Below are 17,150 nucleotides of genomic sequence, written 5' to 3' on the forward strand. Positions count from 1 at the left end.
TGCCGGGTGGCGGCTACGCCTTACCCGGCCTACGATGTGGTGGCTTTGCAGGCCGGGTAAGCGACAGCGCCATACGGCCAAAAAACTACCGCGTGATCCACAGCGTGGGCCAGGCATCTGGCCCATTCCAGCCATCGCAGCTTGGCTCTTCCGCATAGCGCACCAGGCGAAAGCGCTGGCCGTCAAAACGCCAGCGCGTCTGGATGCCGCAATCCCCGATACCGCGTCCTAATGCGAGGGTCGTTAACTCCCGGTTTTTCTCATCGAAGCTGGCATTCATCAGCTCCATCTCACTGCTCTCGCTTGACGGGGTAAACGGCAGCCGCAGCCTGACGGTACGGGCCGCGAACGGCTTTTTGCGTGACACCAGCCATGCCAGATCGACGGTGTTGTACGCCCCCGCTTCACAGCTGACGATCAGCAGCGCTTTGTCATCCGTTAACGCCGTGACGCGGACCTCGCGACGGCTGGGATCCAGCGAGCACTGGCTGTTATTCATCCGCCAGGTGCCATAGTCCAGCAGATCGTTTAGTTCAGCGTGAGTAAGCGGCGTGGGCGTCGGATTGACTGTCGCCACCTTTTTGAGGGCTGGCGCAGGAGGAACGCTCAGAGGCGGATCGTCCCCTTTTTTAATCCAGGCGGTTTCGCTGCCGACACGCTTTTGCTGAGCGTCGATAAACAGCAGCGCGGCTTTAAGGCCGTCCAGTGAGGCAATCTGCCTGCCGCCGCGCAGCGTCAGCGTATGCCCTTCCTGTATATGCTTTAAAAAGGCAGAGATGGTCGCCGCATCGTCGGTTTTCAGGTGCCAGGGCGTAAGCTGCCAGCGCTGCGGGTCAAGCTTCACCGGCGCGTTGTCGAGCAGTAATCGCGGCGCGATGTCTGGCTCTTTCACCGAAGGCGAGGAAAACCCGCCGAGATCGATGCGCAGCGTGGCATCGGTTTTGGCCCCGGCGCTGCGGCTCAGCGTCATGACCAGTCCATGATGCTCGCCGGTATTGCGCGCCACGCAAAAATTCTGGTTATTGCAGGTGACCTGCCAGTCGGAGAAGGACTGCTGAGCAGGCGCAGCCCACACCAGCGGCGCGGACAATACGCAAAGAAGGAACAGAAAGAAAAGGCGCATGAATGGCACAACCCCGGAAACGAAAACGCAAAACTGGGCGGTATCTTCGTGGCACAACCGGGCTTGCTCAATCAGATTTATCGGATAGATTTATCCGAAAGCCTCACTCCTGACGTTCGAAAGAGGGGGTCATGAGGCCGGATGTTTGTAAATATTGTAACAATATCACCGCCTTACCGTCCCTGATCTCACCGTTTTTCACCATGTTAAGGGCTTCTGTAAAGGGGAGCTCCAGCACGTCGATATCTTCATCTTCCACGCCGCCGCCCGGGTTGACCCGCTGCGCGTCGTGGTATTCGGCGATAAAGAAATGAACGATCTCCGTCACGCCGCCCGGCGACATAAACAGCTCAAAGACCTTTTTAACCTCGCCCACCTCGAAGCCTGTCTCTTCAATCGCCTCTTTGCGAATACAGACTTCCGGCTCATCGTCGTCCAGCAGGCCTGCACAGGTTTCAATCAGCCGCCCGTCCGGGTTGCCGTTCACCCACGTCGCGACGCGAAACTGGCGGATCAGCACCACGCTCTGTTTTTCGCGGTTATAGAGCAGAATAGTTGCGCCGTTGCCACGATCGTAGACCTCGCGTTTATGGCGGATCACCTTGCCGTTTTTACGCGTTAAATCGTAGGTGATGTTACGCAGGACAAAGTAATTTTCAGAGAGGATTTTGTCTTTGATAACGTCTATTTTCAGGGTCATACAGGCTCCACGGCTAAATGAGTGTGGGTATACTACGCCGCGAAATCCGCTTTGTCGCCCGTCGACACGCGTGTGTTTTGAGCGTTTTACGCCGCGCCGTTGCAAAATCACCGCGTCGGCGAGCAGACGCAGCCGCTAATTTCGTGTAAACAATACCCCTACTCTTTATATAAAAAATCGTTCTACCCACAGCGGGGCTTCCGGACAGGGTTCACATCCCCGGAAGCCGGGCGATGTCCAGTGCCCCTGTGGCAGATTAATTTTTTCAGGAAGCCGTTTTGTGACCGTTAAACGCCCCGTCTCCCGAAGCCTGGCTCGGGCTTTCTTTTCGATTATTATGCTGTCCGTGCTCACCAGCGCCATTGCGCTGCTGACGCTTGCCAGCAGCCAGCGCGACGCCGAGGCGATCAATATCGCCGGGTCGCTACGCATGCAGAGCTACCGGCTGGGCTACGAGATGCAGCGCACCAGCCCTTCGCTGGCGGAACACCGGGCGGTGTGGCAACAGACCCTCAGCGCGCCCGCGCTGCAAAAACTCAGCCGCTGGTACGTGCCGGACGACGTGAAGCAGCGTTATCAGCAGTTACATCTCGCCTGGCAGGAGATGGACAAACGCATCGCCAGCGGGGACACCGCGTGGTACCAGAGCCACATTGAAGATTTTGTGGGCCGTATTGATGCCTTTGTGCTGGCGCTTCAGCACTATACCGAGCATAAAATTCAGCTGGTTATCCTGATGTCACTGGCAGGCGGCCTCGGCATTTTGCTGCTGGCGATGACGACCCTGCGGCGGATCCGGCGTCAGGTCGTTCTGCCGCTCAAAAACCTGGTGGCGGCAAGCGAGCGCATCGAGCAACGCGCGTTTGATACCCCGGCTCCCGACACCCATCTGCCCAACGAGCTGGGCCAGCTCTCCCGCGCCTTCAACCATATGTCAGGCGAACTGCACACGCTGTATCGCTCGCTTGAGCACTCCGTCGCCGAAAAGACCCGGCACCTGAACGAAGCGCATCAGCAGCTGGAAATGCTCTTCACCTGCTCTCAGGCGCTCAACACCGGGCAAATAGACAGCCACTGCTTCAGGCATATTTTGCAGATTGTGCATGACTACACGCAGATGAATTATCTGGAGCTTCGCACCAGCGACGACTGGCGGCTGGCGGAGGGCACCGAGTCCGACACCGTCCAGATGCAGAGCCTGCCGGTGCTGATGCAGGACACGCTGTATGGCGAACTCCGCTGGCAGAGCGACACCGCGAACGTGTCCCTGCCCCTGATGAAAAGCGTCGCAACGATGCTGGGGCGTGGGCTTTACTTCAATCAGGGGCAAAAGCACTTTCAGCAGCTGCTGCTGATGGAAGAGCGCGCGACCATCGCCCGCGAACTGCATGACTCGCTGGCGCAGGTGCTTTCTTACCTGCGGATCCAGCTTACGCTGCTCAAACATGCTGTGCCGGAGGAAAACGCGCCCGCGCAGACCATCATTGCCGACTTTTCCCGCGAGCTCAACAACGCCTGGCAGCAGCTGCGTGAGCTGCTCACCACCTTCCGCCTGACGCTGAACCATGCCAACCTCCCCGCCGCGCTGCAGGAGTCGCTCGACGGCCTACAAAGCCAGACCCAGGCGAAGCTGACGCTCGACTGCCGCCTCTCTTCGCTGGCGCTGGATGCCCAGAAGCAGGTTCACCTGCTGCAAATTGTGCGCGAGGCGGTGCTGAATGCCATCAAGCACGCCGAAGCGAGCGAGATCACCGTAAGCTGCATTACCGCTGCGGATGGCACCCACACGGTGACGATCCGCGACAACGGCATCGGTATTGGGGAGGCCAGCGAACCACCGGGGCACTACGGCCTGAATATCATGCGCGAACGCGCAGGGCGGCTTGGGGGCACGCTGAGCTTCTCTCAGCCGCCAAATGGCGGGACGCAGGTCAGCGTAAGGTTCAGTACACCTGCGGGTAAATAACGGTAAAGTCATGCGTTATGCCAACGCCTCGTCCTGAAGATGCATGATACTTTCCGTCGCGCCCGCGTGGGGGCGCGGCGTAAACGCGCATGATAATTTACAATATCTCCTTTATTTCTCCACGTTTGGCTCTGCTCTTGCCGCTACAGTGATGCGGGCAATTTACAATAATGACGTGCAGCAAAACGAGGTCACTTTTTCATGGCGAATTTTTTCATCGATCGCCCCATTTTTGCCTGGGTACTTGCCATCCTGTTGTGTCTGACAGGTGTCCTGGCGATTACGTCGCTTCCCGTTGAGCAATATCCCGAACTGGCACCGCCTAACGTGCGCATCACGGCTAACTATCCCGGTGCCTCGGCGCAGACGCTTGAGAATACCGTGACGCAGGTTATCGAGCAGAACATGACCGGCCTCGACAACCTGATGTATATGTCTTCCCAGAGTAGCGCCACCGGTCAGGCAACCGTGACGCTCAGCTTTACGGCGGGTACCGACCCGGACGAAGCGGTGCAGCAGGTGCAAAACCAACTCCAGTCGGCCCTGCGCAAGCTGCCTCAGGCCGTGCAGAACCAGGGCGTGACCGTGCGTAAAACCGGTGACACCAACATTTTGACCATAGCCTTTGTCTCCACCGACGGCTCGATGGATAAGCAGGATATTGCCGACTACGTCGCCAGTAATATTCAGGATCCGCTGAGCCGTATTAACGGCGTGGGGGATATCGACGCCTACGGTTCGCAGTACTCGATGCGCATCTGGCTTGACCCGAATAAGTTAACCAGCGTCCAGATGACCGCTAAAGATGTCACCGACGCCATCGAATCCCAGAATGCGCAAATCGCGGTGGGCCAGCTCGGCGGCACGCCGTCGGTGGATAACCAGGCGCTGAATGCCACCATTAACTCGCAGTCGCTGCTGCAAACGCCGGAGCAGTTCCGCAATATCACCCTGCGGGTCAATCAGGACGGTTCTGAAGTGCGCCTGGGCGATGTTGCCACGGTTGAAATGGGGGCGGAGAAATATGATTACCTGAGCCGCTTTAACGGTAATCAGGCGTCAGGTCTGGGGGTAAAACTGGCTTCAGGCGCTAACGAGATGGCGACCGCTGAACTCGTACTCAACCGCCTGGACGAACTGTCGCACTTCTTCCCGCACGGCCTGGAGTACAAAGTCGCCTACGAGACCACCTCATTTGTGAAGGCGTCCATTGAGGACGTGGTGAAAACCCTCCTCGAAGCCATCGCGCTGGTGTTCCTGGTGATGTACCTGTTCTTACAGAACTTCCGCGCCACGCTTATCCCCACCATTGCCGTGCCAGTGGTCCTGCTCGGCACCTTCGCGGTGCTCTACGCCTTCGGATACAGTATCAACACGCTGACCATGTTCGCCATGGTGCTGGCCATCGGCCTGCTGGTGGATGATGCCATCGTGGTGGTGGAGAACGTTGAGCGCATCATGAGCGAGGAAGGGCTTTCGCCGCGCCAGGCAACGCGCAAATCGATGGGGCAGATTCAGGGCGCGCTGGTAGGCATCGCGATGGTGCTGTCGGCGGTGTTTATCCCGATGGCCTTCTTTGGCGGCACCACCGGCGCGATTTACCGCCAGTTCTCTATCACCATCGTCTCTGCCATGGTGCTGTCGGTGCTGGTGGCGATGATCCTCACCCCTGCCCTCTGCTGTACCCTTCTTAAGCCGCTGCATAAAGGTGAACAACACGGCCAGAAAGGCTTTTTCGGCTGGTTTAACCGCATGTTTAACCGCAACGCAGCGCGCTATGAAGCGGGCGTGGGGAAGGTCCTCCACCGCAGCGTGCGCTGGATGGTGGTGTATGTCCTGCTGCTGGGCGGCATGGTTTTCCTGTTCCTGCGTTTGCCCACCTCCTTCCTGCCGCTGGAAGACAGAGGGATGTTTATCACCTCGGTCCAGCTCCCGAGCGGCTCGACCCAGCAGCAGACGCTGAAAGTGGTGCAAAAGGTGGAGAATTACTTCCACACCCAGGAGAAGGATAACGTGGTTTCCGTCTTCTCCACCGTGGGTTCCGGCCCAGGCGGTAACGGGCAGAACGTGGCGCGTATGTTCATACGTCTGAAAGACTGGGAACAGCGCGACAGCAAAACCGGCTCCTCCTTTGCCATTATTGAGCGGGCCACGAAGGCGTTTAGCCACATCAAAGAGGCGCGCGTCTTCGCCAGCAGCCCTCCCGCCATCAGCGGAATGGGTAGCTCGGCAGGGTTTGATATGGAGCTGCAGGATCACGCCGGCGCCGGGCACGACGCGCTCATGGCTGCCCGCGATAAGCTTCTGGATCTGGCTGGCAAAGATCCGCAGCTCACGCGCGTTCGTCACAATGGCCTGGATGACAGCCCGCAGCTGCAGGTGGATATCGATCAGCGTAAAGCGCAGGCGCTTGGCGTCTCTATCGACGATATCAACGATACGCTGCAAACCGCCTGGGGCTCGAGCTATGTGAACGACTTTATGGATCGCGGCCGTGTGAAAAAGGTCTACGTCCAGTCAGCCGCCAAATACCGCATGCTGCCAGATGATATCAACCGCTGGTACGTGCGGAATAACGCGGGCGGTATGGTGCCGTTCTCGGCGTTTGCTACCTCCCGCTGGGAAACCGGTTCGCCTCGTCTGGAACGTTACAACGGCTACTCGGCTCTGGAAATTGTCGGCGAAGCGGCGCCGGGGGTGAGTACCGGTACGGCGATGGACGTTATGGAAAAACTGGTGCAGCAGCTGCCGGCCGGTTTTGGCCTTGAGTGGACGGCCATGTCTTACCAGGAGCGCCTCTCCGGTGCGCAGGCACCTGCCCTGTACGCGCTGTCGCTGCTGGTGGTGTTCCTCTGTCTTGCCGCCCTGTATGAAAGCTGGTCGGTGCCGTTCTCGGTCATGCTGGTGGTGCCGCTAGGGGTGATTGGCGCCCTGCTCGCCACCTGGATGCGCGGCCTGGAGAATGACGTTTACTTCCAGGTCGGGCTGCTCACCGTGATTGGCCTGTCGGCGAAAAACGCCATTCTGATCGTCGAGTTTGCCAACGAGATGAACGCTAAGGGGCACGACCTGATGGCCGCCACGCTCCACGCCTGCCGCCAGCGTCTGCGACCGATCCTGATGACCTCTCTGGCGTTTGTCTTTGGCGTGCTGCCAATGGCGACCAGTTCAGGGGCTGGCTCCAGCAGCCAGCACGCGGTAGGGACTGGCGTCATGGGCGGTATGATTTCGGCGACGATCCTGGCTATCTATTTCGTCCCGCTGTTCTTTGTGCTGGTCCGTCGCCGTTTCCCGCTGAAGGAACGCCCTGAATAAGCGGGCAACGCGTGACGGGTATAAAAAAGGCGGCTTGGTTAGCCGCCTTTTTACTGTGTGATAGATTCACACTATGGTTATTTTACTTATTTAAGTGCTCTTGCAATTCTTACTGAATATCATTTACGAAGCATGTCTTCGATAAAGTCTTTCCAGTTCCCCAGTTCACGTTCAATCATAACAACCTCTCTTATTATTATGCGTATTCTACGAAAAACCATCATCATTGTGAAGATAATTTAGCCAATCACTGCGATAGCATCCCGCGCATACCCGGTGTTCAGGGTAACTATGCGCCGGGGCGAGTAAATTTTATGTGACGTGCAGCAATATTTAGAAATAACTCAGCGAACCGGTGAATTTTTATTAATGTAGTCACGCCGTTCACTATTTCGAGTGAATGGACAACTATGCTTAAATGATGAAATAATATTCAGCATACAGATGTACGTTGAATTATGAAGAATAACGAATTAAGCGATTTACTAAGCGTGCTATATTTCACTTAAGGATATATCTTCGAAATAATTGAACATTTCATCATCATTAGAGCAAAAGGATTCAACATGGTTGTGATGTACGGCATTAAAAACTGCGACACCATCAAAAAAGCCCGCCGCTGGCTGGAAGCCAGGAACATTGAGTACCGCTTCCATGACTACCGCGCCGATGGCCTTGATGCAGAATTTCTGCATACCGCCATCAACGAGCTGGGGTGGGAAGCGCTGCTGAACACCCGCGGTACCACCTGGCGAAAACTTGATGAATCACTGCGAGCCAGCATCACCGACGCCGACAGCGCGGCCAGTCTGATGCTTGAAATGCCAGCAATTATCAAACGCCCATTGCTCTGCAAGCCAGGTCAGCCTATGCTGCTGGGTTTCAGTGAAACCTTATATTCAGACTTTTTTGTTGAGGTGTAGTCTATGTCATGCCCGGTCATTGAGCTGACTCAGCAGCTTATTCGCCGTCCTTCCCTAAGCCCGGACGATGCAGGTTGTCAGGCATTAATGATTGAACGCCTGCGGGCCATCGGGTTTACCGTTGAAACGATGGACTTCGGCGACACGCAGAACTTCTGGGCATGGCGCGGCGAAGGCGAAACGCTGGCGTTTGCCGGGCATACCGATGTGGTTCCTGCGGGCGACGCAGACCGCTGGATCAACCCGCCGTTCGAGCCGACTATCCGCGACGGCATGCTATTTGGCCGCGGTGCGGCGGACATGAAAGGTTCGCTGGCGGCCATGGTCGTGGCGGCCGAGCGCTTCGTGGCGCAGCATCCAGACCATAAAAACCGTCTCGCGTTTCTGATCACCTCCGATGAAGAAGCCAGCGCGCACAATGGCACGGTTAAAGTGGTTGAGGCGCTGATGGCGCGCAACGAACGCCTGGACTACTGCCTGGTGGGCGAACCGTCCAGTACCGAGGTCGTCGGCGATGTGGTAAAAAACGGGCGTCGCGGGTCGCTGACCTGTAACCTGACGATCCACGGCGTGCAGGGGCACGTGGCCTATCCGCATCTCGCCGATAACCCGGTTCACCGTGCGGCCCCGATGCTCAATGAGCTGGTGGGTATTGAGTGGGACAAAGGCAACGAATACTTCCCACCGACCAGTATGCAGATAGCAAACATCAAGGCCGGGACGGGCAGTAACAACGTCATCCCGGGCGATTGTTTCGTGCAGTTCAACTTCCGCTTCAGCACTGAACTGACCGACGAAATGATCAAAGCGCGCGTGATGGCGCTGCTGGAGAAGTATGAATTGCGCTATACCGTGGACTGGTGGCTGTCCGGCCAGCCGTTCCTGACGCAGCGCGGTAAACTGGTGGATGCGGTGGTGAATGCCATCGCGCACTATAATGAAATTAAGCCACAGCTGCTGACAACGGGCGGCACCTCCGACGGACGCTTTATTGCCCGCATGGGGGCGCAGGTAGTCGAACTGGGTCCAGTTAACGCGACCATTCATAAAATCAATGAGTGCGTCAACGCGGCAGATTTACAACTGCTGGCCCGTATGTATCAACGTATTATGGAGCAACTCGTCGCCTGACGGTTGCTCTGAGAAGGAATAGCGAATGGATTGGCTTTCAAAGTACTGGTGGATCCTGGTGCTGGTGTTTTTAGTGGGCGTGCTGCTTAACGTGATTAAAGATCTGAAGCGCGTTGATCACAAAAAATTCCTCGCCAACAAACCGGATCTCCCGCCGCATCGTGACTTTAACGACAAGTGGGACGATGAAGACGACTGGCCGAAGAAAGACCAGAAGAAGTAATTGTCATTCCCCTCACCCTGTAAGGGAGAGGGGAAATAATTACATAAACTCGACAATATCATCATCATTCGGCTTAGCGCCGCTGAGCGCTTCGTCGAAGTAGTGCTTCGGCACGGTGTAACGCAAATGGTCGAGCGCAAACTGCATGCTACGATCGTCAATCGCATGCCCCAGATCCTCGACGATATCCAGCGTGACATCCCCGCCTTCACGAATGAGCGCCTCCTGGGCAGCCACCGCGTGAGCCAGATCGATTACCCTGTCTTCACCACCGTGGATCAGGTGAATGGTAGTGTGCGTAGTGGCCCGCTGCGGCAACGTCGCAAAGCGTCCGTTAAAAGCAATGACGCGCGAAACCAGACCCGGCTGCGCCTTCACGCTCTCAAGCGACATAATCGACCCCTGTGAGAAGCCTATCAGCGCGGTGGCGTTAGCCCCCACGCCGCTCTGCTGCTGCCAGTAGCGCACGATTTCGATAAAAGCAGGCATCACGGCATCAATGCGCGCCTGACGGTTCTCTTCGGTCACGCCCTGCACGGAGAACCACTGCCGGCCATCCGGGCCGCATGGCTCCACGCCACCAATGCTGATAATCAGCGCGTCCGGGAATATCGGTGCGAACCAGTTGCCAATCTGCCCCATGTTGACGGCATTATCGCCAACGCCATGAAACAGCAGCAGTAACTGTTTAGCCGGTTTGTCCGGGCTTTGAACAACAAAATGGTCATGTTTCATGGCGAGCTCCTTAATTGATAAGCAGGATTTTACGCCTCTCGGGGGTAATGACCATGCCACTTTACTGAAGAAGTCATTGAAAAAATTGCCATTGCAAAACGCGCTCTCTCAGTTGCTGACAGCGCGCGCGATCGAGCGTTTCCAGCGCCAGGGCGGCGTCACTACGCAGGCGCGCCAGCAATGCTTTACGCCCGGAAAGAGAGAGTTCGGCGCTGAGTGCGGCCTCCTCTTTTCGTGCCTCAATTTTTCCGCGCAGCGCCGCCAGCGGCGCATCCACCGCGAGCAGCAGACGCGTTAAGGCCGCCACCGAGGTCGAAAACGGGCGATGAGCAAAGGCAAACCCTGCCAGCTCCAGCCAGTCATCACTGTTAAGGGTAGCCTCCCAGCGATCGGGCACGGGGATCTTTTCTTCATTCCACGCCGAAAGAACGCGCGCATCGCGGCACAGTCGTTGGTGTTCCTGTTCGCACAGCCGGTGCCCTGGCTCAGTTAGCGGTCGCATCGCCATCGCCGTGTAGCAGCCGCTGCTGGCCTCCCGGTGGCTACCCATGCGCACCAGCATAAAGCCGCACTGCCGCCAGAAGCGCCACAGCTCGTCGGTATAGCCAAAACTGACGGAGAGGTAATCCTGCCCCCCGGCAGTGCGGATCAGCGCCTGGCCGATCCCCTCCCGCTGACGATGGGGATGCACGGCTATGCGGGTCACGCGTCGCCCGTTAAGCGTTGCGGCTAGCGGCGACCCGCCGTGCGCCGCCAGAGACTGGGCCACAAGATTTCCGCGTGGACGGCGATATCCCGCCCACACCGCGCGGCTCAATTCAGGGGATAACCCGCCCTCCTCCACCAGCCAGAGCGCCCCGACAATAGCGCTGCCCGCTTGCGCGATGGCAAAATGCTGGCCAGGGGCATCCATCATTCGGCGTAAATCGAGCGGCGACGTACGGTAGTGTGCGGCACACAGCAGCTCGTAAATGCCCGCCACGCGCGCCGGATGACGCTCCCAGTCCTGCGGTTCAAGCGAGCCTAAGGCCACGTCGCCTGCGGGACGCTGGTCGATAAGCGCATCGTCAAACAACAGGGCGCTATCAACAACCCGCTCAAGCGGACACCCGGCCGCCCAGCGGATCGGGCTGGAAAGCGTGTAACGCTGCAACGCGCTAAACCGTGCGCAGAATTTAAGCAAAAAGCCCCTGCCGGTGCCTTCATAGCCCTGCACCGTCGTGGTTAGCACAACCCGTGGGAAACGGTTGACCAGCTGTTCAAGCAGCGGGCCGGGGATGGCAGCCGCCTCGTCAACGATCAGCCAGTCCGCCTGCACGTCGCTTGCCAGGATGGCGTCCGGAGCCATGAAGTGAAAGCGCTCTCCGGCGAAGCGCGCGATCACGTCGGTCGCGCCTTTTGCCGGCGCGGTGACGATAGCGCAGCCCGCCACACGCGTAAGCAACATCCCCGCGAGGGCCGATTTCCCGCGCCCGCGCGGGGCGGTGATGGCCGCAACGCCAGGTTCCATCGCCAGCAGCGCTGCCATAATAGCGGCCTGCTCGCGCTGCGGCTCGCCACAAGCGGGCTGCCAGTCAGGCACGTCAGGGAAGGATGGAAGGGATAACGCCTTTTCTTGCTGCCAGATAATCGCGTCGGGATCGGCGGCGATTATCCGGCAAAAATGGTGAACGAAGTGCGGGGTGGCGATCGGGTCGGGTCGGTCACTCCAGCGTACGGAATCCGCGTCCGGCGTATCAGCCCACCGGGACAGGGGCGGAACCAGCAGCACCAGCAGGCTTCCGGCGCGCAGCGTTCCGGCAAGCGCGGCAAAAGCAGAGACGTCAAACCCAACGCGGGCATCAAAGACGGCATGCAGAAATTCGCGCCCCAGCAGCCCACTCATGGCCTTTGAGGGATGTTCATCAAGCCACGGCCAGTCGCCGGGCAGGGTATCGCGCAGGGCGACTGCCTGCGCAAGCGCCCACTGCGGCTCCCCGCTGAGCACCACCAGCCGACGATGGCCTTTGCGCCCGAGCAGGGTTATCAGATTTTCAAACGCCAGCATTACATGGCTTTACCGAAGGTATCACACTGCGCCGGGTCGCCACTGTCGAAACCCCGCTTGAACCAGGTGTAACGCTGTTCAGAGGTTCCATGCGTAAAGCTGTCCGGCACCACGCGGCCCTGGCTCTGCTGCTGCAGACGATCGTCGCCAATGGCTTCAGCCGCGTTCAGCGCCTCTTCCAGGTCCCCCGCTTCGAGCACGCCCTGCTTCTGCATGCTGTTGCCCCACACGCCGGCAAAGCAGTCTGCCTGCAGCTCCATGCGCACCGAAAGGTGATTCACTTCCGTCTGAGAGGCATTCTGCTGCATCTGGCGCACTTTAGGTTCGATACCGAGCAGCTTCTGTACGTGGTGTCCGACTTCATGCGCAATTACGTAGCCCTGGGCAAAATCGCCGTCAGCGCCGAGCTTGCGTTTCATGTCGTCGTAAAAAGAGAGATCGATATAGACGGTACTGTCAGCCGGACAGTAGAACGGGCCCATCACCGACTGCCCGGTACCGCAGCCGGTACGCGTCGCACCGCGGTACATCACCAGTTTCGGCGGCTGATAGGTTTTCCCCATCTTCTCGAACTGCTGACTCCAGGTGTCTTCGGTCGTGGCGAGGATCACGGAGGTAAATTTCGCCGCCTCATCTTCATTCGGGCTGATGGAGCGCGACGATTGTTGCTGCTGCTGAAGAGGTTCTCCGGTTAACATCCCGGTTAAATCGACACCGTAATAGCCCGCAACCAGCACCACAATCAGCAGAATAATCCCGCCCTTTCCACTGGGTAACCGGAAGCCAGGACCGCCCATAGACGGGCCGCCGCCGCTACTGCTGCGCCTGTCTTCTACATTGTCACTTTCACGACGCCCTTGCCAGCGCATAAACACCTCGAAAATATCCTATTATTCATAGCTATGATCGTAGGCGGTTAATGGCAAGATTACCATAGGAAACAAAGGTAAGACGCCAAAGGATGCAAACATCCTTTGGCAACAGTGGGGATCAGTCGAGCTTAACGCCTAAACGGTGAGCAACCGCTTCGTAGGCTTCAATCAGGCCACCCAGGCTCTGACGGAAACGGTCTTTATCCATTTTATCCAGCGTCTCTTTGTCCCACAGGCGGCTGCCGTCCGGGGAGAACTCATCGCCCAGCACCACTTCGCCTTTGAACAGACCGAACTCCAGCTTGAAATCAACGAGGATCAGGCCCGCGTCGTCGAACAGCTTTTTCAGCACGTCGTTGGCTTTGTAGGTCAGCTCCTGCATACGCGCCAGGTTCTCTTTACTGACCCAGCCAAAGGTTTCGCAGTAGGATTCGTTAACCATCGGATCGTGCATGGCATCGTTTTTCAGGAACAGATCGAACAGCGGAGGATTCAGCTCGATACCTTCTTCAATGCCAAGACGCTTCACCAGAGAGCCAGCGGCGCGGTTACGCACCACGCATTCCACCGGGACCATATCGAGTTTCTTCACCAGACATTCCGTATCGGACAACAACGCTTCCATCTGGGTCGGAATACCCGCTTCGGCCAGTTTGGTCATAATGAAGTGGTTGAACTTGTTGTTCACCATGCCTTTACGATCGAACTGCTCAATGCGCGCGCCATCCCCTGCTGACGTATCATTGCGGAACTCGAGCACCAACAGATCGGGGTTTTCCGTGCTGTATACGGTCTTCGCTTTGCCACGATACAACTCAGCTTGCTTCTGCATCTTCATTACTCCTGGTGTGATAATTTGAGTTCAAAACTGGGAATATTATGCCACGCACACGTTTGCGTAGCACGAAAATAAAAAGGGCTGGATTAACCAGCCCTCATTTTTATTTGCTGAATGCAGCCTGGAAGACCGCGACCAGCGCATCGTTCTGCGACTGGGTCAGCGTGTGGCCTTTCGGATCGATAAACTGCAGGCTACTACGGTTATCGAGGTCACCGACCTGAATTTTATAATCGCCGGAGGCCAGCTGTGGATCGCGTGCGCCCAGCTCCTGCCATGCGCTATCGGACAGCGGTTTGTAGGTTGCCGTCATACTACCCGTTGAACGCGTGCTGTCAGAAACCTTCATGCCCATTTTTTCCAGCGTCGCTGGCAGACGCTGCCAGGTCTGGTTAAATGGCGCACGAACGACCAGCATTGGCAGACCGGTCTCATCAGCGGCGCTCTGCACGTCGAAGGTGATCCCGTTACTGCTCCGCGCTGCGTTAGCCGCATCCGTCGCGTTTTTATCCAGCCCGGCGGCAATCACGTTCAGCATTTCGGTGCTGTAGCGCTGCATGGAAGCCGGATCGGCCACCGCTTTACCCGCCTGCTCCAGGTTCAGCAGCTTAACGGTGACCGCCTGCTGATAACCCTGAGGCTTAACGGAGACTTGATAACGACCACGGTACTGCTGATCTTCATCCAGACGGTTCCAGTTAATCCAGTCGGTGGTTAACGTCTGGCTGGCGTCGTCACGTTTGTCGATGGTGTAATTCTTCGCCTGAATCACGCTCACCACCTGCGGCCACAGGGTGCTGTTGCGACCGCTTTCAACCAACAGCGATGCGGTATCACCGGTAAACTGGGTACGCGCGCCGCTCACCAGCGCCAGAGGCTGTGCCGGTGGACGAATATCAAGCGCTTTACCTACCTGACCGCTACCGTTGGTCACGGGAATATTGTAATCACCGTTTTGAATCGGCAGGATCATGCCAGCAGGTGCGTGAAGTTCAGCAAGCGGTGTCGCATCCAGATAGGATTCATCACCGCTCACCTGGCGCTTGTAGCGCGAGTCTGAACTACAGGCAGCGAGCAGCATCACAAGCGAAACACTCGCAACCTTCGCCAGGCGCGACTTCTGTACTGAATAAGCCATCAAATCTCCCTAAACTTTACAGCAAACCAGCATGCTTGAGCGCGCCAGCAACGATATCGCGACCGTGGTCGGTAATCGGTGTCATTGGCAGACGCAGCGTGTCGGTTGCTACAAGTCCCAACTCCTTACAGGCCCATTTCACTGGGATCGGATTGGGTTCGACAAATAATTTATTGTGCAACGGCATCAGACGCTGATTAATCACGCGAGCGTCATCAAAATGACCGGCCGCCGCCAGCTTGCACATTTCCGCCATATCGCGCGCCGCAACGTTTGCCGTTACGGAAATCACGCCATGGCCTCCGAGCTGCATAAAGTCCAGCGCGCTCGCGTCATCACCACTCAACAGGATAAAGTCGTCTGAAACCAGCTCTTTGATCTGATGAACGCGGCTTAAGTTCCCCGTTGCCTCTTTAATCCCGATAATATTTTTTACTTTCGAGAGGCGACCAACGGTTTCCGGCAGCATATCGCAACCGGTGCGGGACGGCACATTATACAGAATTTGTGGCAAGTCAGTATGTTCAGCGATGGCTTTGAAATGCTGGAACAAACCTTCCTGGGTAGGACGGTTGTAGTAAGGGGTAACCGTCAGACAGCCGACAATGCCGCTGTCGTTGAAACGTTGAGTCAGGCTGATAGCTTCTGCGGTGGCATTCGCACCCGTTCCCGCGATGACGGGAATGCGTCCGTCAGCCAGCTCAAGGGTCAGCATCACCACATCGCCGTGCTCTTCGTGGCTCAACGTGGCAGATTCACCGGTAGTCCCTACCGAAACGATCGCCGAGGTTCCGTTGGCGACATGGTAATCAATCAGCTTCTTCATGCTTGACCGGCAGACATTACCTTTTTCATCCATCGGTGTAACAAGCGCGACAATACTTCCCGTGAACATGGGCCATCCTCTGTGCGAACAAGAGCCTCAATGTTACGTTTGGAACTGTAATAAAAGCAAGCGACCTGAGGCTCTCAGGCGGTTGTATGCATGTTTTTTTTATGCTTTCCTTAGGAAGACTTAACCAAGCAAAGGAAGAACAGGTTTGACAACCTCATCACAACATTACCTGGTTATCACTGCGCTGGGTGCTGACAGGCCGGGTATTGTGAACACCATCACCCGCCACGTAAGCAGCTGCGGCTGTAATATCGAAGACAGCCGCCTGGCTATGCTTGGCGAAGAGTTCACGTTTATTATGCTGCTGTCCGGGACATGGAACGCCATTACGCTTATTGAATCCACCCTGCCCCTGAAAGGCGCGGAGCTGGATCTGCTGATCGTCATGAAGCGTACCACCGCGCGCCCACGCCCGGCGCTGCCTTCCACCGTCTGGGTACAGGTTGAAGTTCCTGATTCTCCGCATTTGATTGAGCGTTTCACCGCGCTGTTTGACAGCCATCAGATGAATATTGCCGAGCTGGTTTCCCGCATACAGCCGGGAGACAATAGCGAGACCCCCACACTGTTTATTCAAATCACGGCGCACAGTCCTGCCTCGCAGGATGCCTCAAATATTGAGCAAGCCTTCAAAGCCCTCTGTACAGAATTACGCGCGCAGGGCAGTATAAGCGTCGTTAATTATTCTCAGCATGAACAAGACGGAGTCGAGTAATGAACCCACTGAAAGCCGGTGATATCGCACCGAAATTTAGCTTGCCGGATCAAGACGGCGAGCAAGTAAATTTAACCGACTTCCAGGGACAGCGTGTTCTGGTCTATTTCTACCCGAAAGCCATGACCCCGGGCTGTACCGTACAGGCCTGTGGTTTGCGCGACAACATGGATGACCTGAAAAAAGCCGGTGTAGAAGTGCTGGGTATCAGCACCGATAAGCCCGAAAAGCTGTCACGGTTTGCGGAAAAAGAGCTGCTGAACTTTACGCTGCTTTCCGACGAGGACCACCAGGTCTGCGAACAGTTTGGCGTCTGGGGCGAGAAGTCTTTTATGGGCAAAACCTACGACGGTATTCACCGCATCAGCTTCCTGATTGATGCTGACGGGAAAGTTGAGCATGTGTTCGATGATTTCAAAACCAGCAACCACCATGACGTGGTGTTGAACTGGCTGAAAGCGAGCGCGTGATACTTTTGTGCCGGGTGGCACTGCGCCTACCCGGCCTACATTCGCGTGCAGGTCGGGTA

Annotated in this window: 16 protein-coding genes; 7 read left to right on the forward strand and 9 right to left on the reverse strand. The window is 56.9% G+C overall.

Annotated features, from left to right (window positions below):
* Positions 1-85: 85 nt before the first annotated feature.
* A complete protein-coding gene (locus tag FFS28_RS10230; protein WP_137849474.1) occupies positions 86-1,123 on the reverse strand; it encodes a DUF1176 domain-containing protein in 1,038 nt (345 codons plus the stop codon).
* A 103-nt stretch (positions 1,124-1,226) separates the two neighbouring features.
* Entirely contained in the window at positions 1,227-1,823 is a 597-nt protein-coding gene (nudK, locus tag FFS28_RS10235; protein ID WP_137849475.1) for a GDP-mannose pyrophosphatase NudK, read from the reverse strand.
* Between the two features lie 280 nt (positions 1,824-2,103).
* On the opposite strand from nudK, the gene narQ reads away from it, so the two are divergent.
* Together narQ and acrD are read left to right on the forward strand one after the other, a co-directional pair.
* Positions 2,104-3,789: a nitrate/nitrite two-component system sensor histidine kinase NarQ gene (narQ, locus tag FFS28_RS10240; RefSeq protein ID WP_137849476.1), complete on the forward strand. Its 1,686-nt coding sequence runs from the start codon at positions 2,104-2,106 to the stop codon at positions 3,787-3,789.
* Between the two features lie 201 nt (positions 3,790-3,990).
* Complete coding sequence (acrD, locus tag FFS28_RS10245) at positions 3,991-7,104, forward strand: multidrug efflux RND transporter permease AcrD (protein WP_137849477.1); 3,114 nt, start codon at positions 3,991-3,993, stop codon at positions 7,102-7,104.
* 119 nt (positions 7,105-7,223) lie between these two features.
* Here the strand turns inward: acrD and ypfM are convergent, their stop codons facing one another.
* Complete coding sequence (gene ypfM / locus FFS28_RS10250; RefSeq protein WP_100780840.1) at positions 7,224-7,283, reverse strand: protein YpfM; 60 nt, start codon at positions 7,281-7,283, stop codon at positions 7,224-7,226.
* 387 nt (positions 7,284-7,670) lie between these two features.
* Between ypfM and FFS28_RS10255 the strand changes: the two genes are divergently transcribed.
* The 3 genes from FFS28_RS10255 to FFS28_RS10265 are packed head-to-tail and all read left to right on the forward strand — an operon-like array spanning position 7,671 to position 9,381.
* Positions 7,671-8,027 carry an ArsC family reductase gene (locus FFS28_RS10255; RefSeq protein WP_102890396.1) on the forward strand — a complete coding sequence of 119 codons (357 nt, stop codon included), beginning with the start codon at positions 7,671-7,673 and terminating at the stop codon, positions 8,025-8,027.
* Positions 8,028-8,030: 3 nt separating this feature from the next.
* Complete coding sequence (gene dapE / locus FFS28_RS10260) at positions 8,031-9,158, forward strand: succinyl-diaminopimelate desuccinylase (RefSeq protein WP_042320379.1); 1,128 nt, start codon at positions 8,031-8,033, stop codon at positions 9,156-9,158.
* Between the two features lie 25 nt (positions 9,159-9,183).
* Positions 9,184-9,381 carry a YpfN family protein gene (locus tag FFS28_RS10265; RefSeq protein ID WP_000383991.1) on the forward strand — a complete coding sequence of 66 codons (198 nt, stop codon included), beginning with the start codon at positions 9,184-9,186 and terminating at the stop codon, positions 9,379-9,381.
* A 39-nt stretch (positions 9,382-9,420) separates the two neighbouring features.
* Here FFS28_RS10265 and ypfH read toward each other — a convergent pair whose 3' ends face one another.
* The 6 genes from ypfH to dapA all read right to left on the reverse strand — a co-directional run bounded on the left by ypfH (position 9,421) and on the right by dapA (position 15,906).
* Positions 9,421-10,116, reverse strand: a complete 696-nt coding sequence (ypfH, locus tag FFS28_RS10270) for an esterase (RefSeq protein WP_137849478.1) — start codon at positions 10,114-10,116, stop codon at positions 9,421-9,423.
* A 73-nt stretch (positions 10,117-10,189) separates the two neighbouring features.
* Positions 10,190-12,163 (reverse strand): tRNA(Met) cytidine acetyltransferase TmcA, encoded by a 1,974-nt coding sequence (locus FFS28_RS10275; protein ID WP_137849479.1) that lies wholly within the window; start codon positions 12,161-12,163, stop codon positions 10,190-10,192.
* The gene (ypfJ, locus tag FFS28_RS10280) at positions 12,163-13,032 is read right to left on the reverse strand and encodes a KPN_02809 family neutral zinc metallopeptidase (RefSeq protein ID WP_042320385.1); all 870 of its coding nucleotides are present in this window, start codon (positions 13,030-13,032) and stop codon (positions 12,163-12,165) included. The genes FFS28_RS10275 and ypfJ overlap by 1 nt, the downstream gene beginning before the upstream one ends.
* A 121-nt stretch (positions 13,033-13,153) precedes the next feature.
* The gene (purC, locus tag FFS28_RS10285) at positions 13,154-13,867 is read right to left on the reverse strand and encodes a phosphoribosylaminoimidazolesuccinocarboxamide synthase (RefSeq protein WP_042320387.1); all 714 of its coding nucleotides are present in this window, start codon (positions 13,865-13,867) and stop codon (positions 13,154-13,156) included.
* Between the two features lie 109 nt (positions 13,868-13,976).
* Positions 13,977-15,011, reverse strand: coding sequence for an outer membrane protein assembly factor BamC (bamC, locus tag FFS28_RS10290; RefSeq protein ID WP_137849480.1), 1,035 nt, complete (start codon positions 15,009-15,011; stop codon positions 13,977-13,979).
* 16 nt (positions 15,012-15,027) lie between these two features.
* Positions 15,028-15,906 (reverse strand): 4-hydroxy-tetrahydrodipicolinate synthase, encoded by an 879-nt coding sequence (dapA, locus tag FFS28_RS10295; protein WP_058610283.1) that lies wholly within the window; start codon positions 15,904-15,906, stop codon positions 15,028-15,030.
* Positions 15,907-16,051: 145 nt separating this feature from the next.
* Here dapA and FFS28_RS10300 point away from each other — a divergent pair, with 145 nt between their 5' ends.
* A complete protein-coding gene (locus tag FFS28_RS10300) occupies positions 16,052-16,621 on the forward strand; it encodes a glycine cleavage system transcriptional repressor (protein ID WP_042320389.1) in 570 nt (189 codons plus the stop codon).
* Complete coding sequence (bcp, locus tag FFS28_RS10305; protein ID WP_101737180.1) at positions 16,621-17,091, forward strand: thioredoxin-dependent thiol peroxidase; 471 nt, start codon at positions 16,621-16,623, stop codon at positions 17,089-17,091. Before FFS28_RS10300 ends, bcp begins: the two co-directional genes overlap by 1 nt.
* The last annotated feature ends 59 nt before the right edge of the window (positions 17,092-17,150 follow it).

The organism is Enterobacter sp. 2VL (assembly GCF_005503595.1).
In the GTDB taxonomy this organism is placed as follows: Bacteria; Pseudomonadota; Gammaproteobacteria; order Enterobacterales; family Enterobacteriaceae; genus Enterobacter; species Enterobacter cancerogenus.

Excerpts from the sequence above, each read along its gene's own strand:
- bamC (WP_137849480.1), bottom strand. The coding sequence starts at position 15,011 with ATGGCTTATTCAGTACAGAAGTCGCGCCTGGCGAAGGTTGCGAGTGTT.
- bcp (WP_101737180.1), top strand. The coding sequence starts at position 16,621 with ATGAACCCACTGAAAGCCGGTGATATCGCACCGAAATTTAGCTTGCCG.
- FFS28_RS10230 (WP_137849474.1), bottom strand. The coding sequence starts at position 1,123 with ATGCGCCTTTTCTTTCTGTTCCTTCTTTGCGTATTGTCCGCGCCGCTG.
- nudK (WP_137849475.1), bottom strand. The coding sequence starts at position 1,823 with ATGACCCTGAAAATAGACGTTATCAAAGACAAAATCCTCTCTGAAAAT.
- dapA (WP_058610283.1), bottom strand. The coding sequence starts at position 15,906 with ATGTTCACGGGAAGTATTGTCGCGCTTGTTACACCGATGGATGAAAAA.
- FFS28_RS10265 (WP_000383991.1), top strand. The coding sequence starts at position 9,184 with ATGGATTGGCTTTCAAAGTACTGGTGGATCCTGGTGCTGGTGTTTTTA.
- FFS28_RS10275 (WP_137849479.1), bottom strand. The coding sequence starts at position 12,163 with ATGCTGGCGTTTGAAAATCTGATAACCCTGCTCGGGCGCAAAGGCCAT.
- ypfJ (WP_042320385.1), bottom strand. The coding sequence starts at position 13,032 with ATGCGCTGGCAAGGGCGTCGTGAAAGTGACAATGTAGAAGACAGGCGC.
- dapE (WP_042320379.1), top strand. The coding sequence starts at position 8,031 with ATGTCATGCCCGGTCATTGAGCTGACTCAGCAGCTTATTCGCCGTCCT.
- ypfH (WP_137849478.1), bottom strand. The coding sequence starts at position 10,116 with ATGAAACATGACCATTTTGTTGTTCAAAGCCCGGACAAACCGGCTAAA.
- purC (WP_042320387.1), bottom strand. The coding sequence starts at position 13,867 with ATGCAGAAGCAAGCTGAGTTGTATCGTGGCAAAGCGAAGACCGTATAC.
- acrD (WP_137849477.1), top strand. The coding sequence starts at position 3,991 with ATGGCGAATTTTTTCATCGATCGCCCCATTTTTGCCTGGGTACTTGCC.
- FFS28_RS10255 (WP_102890396.1), top strand. The coding sequence starts at position 7,671 with ATGGTTGTGATGTACGGCATTAAAAACTGCGACACCATCAAAAAAGCC.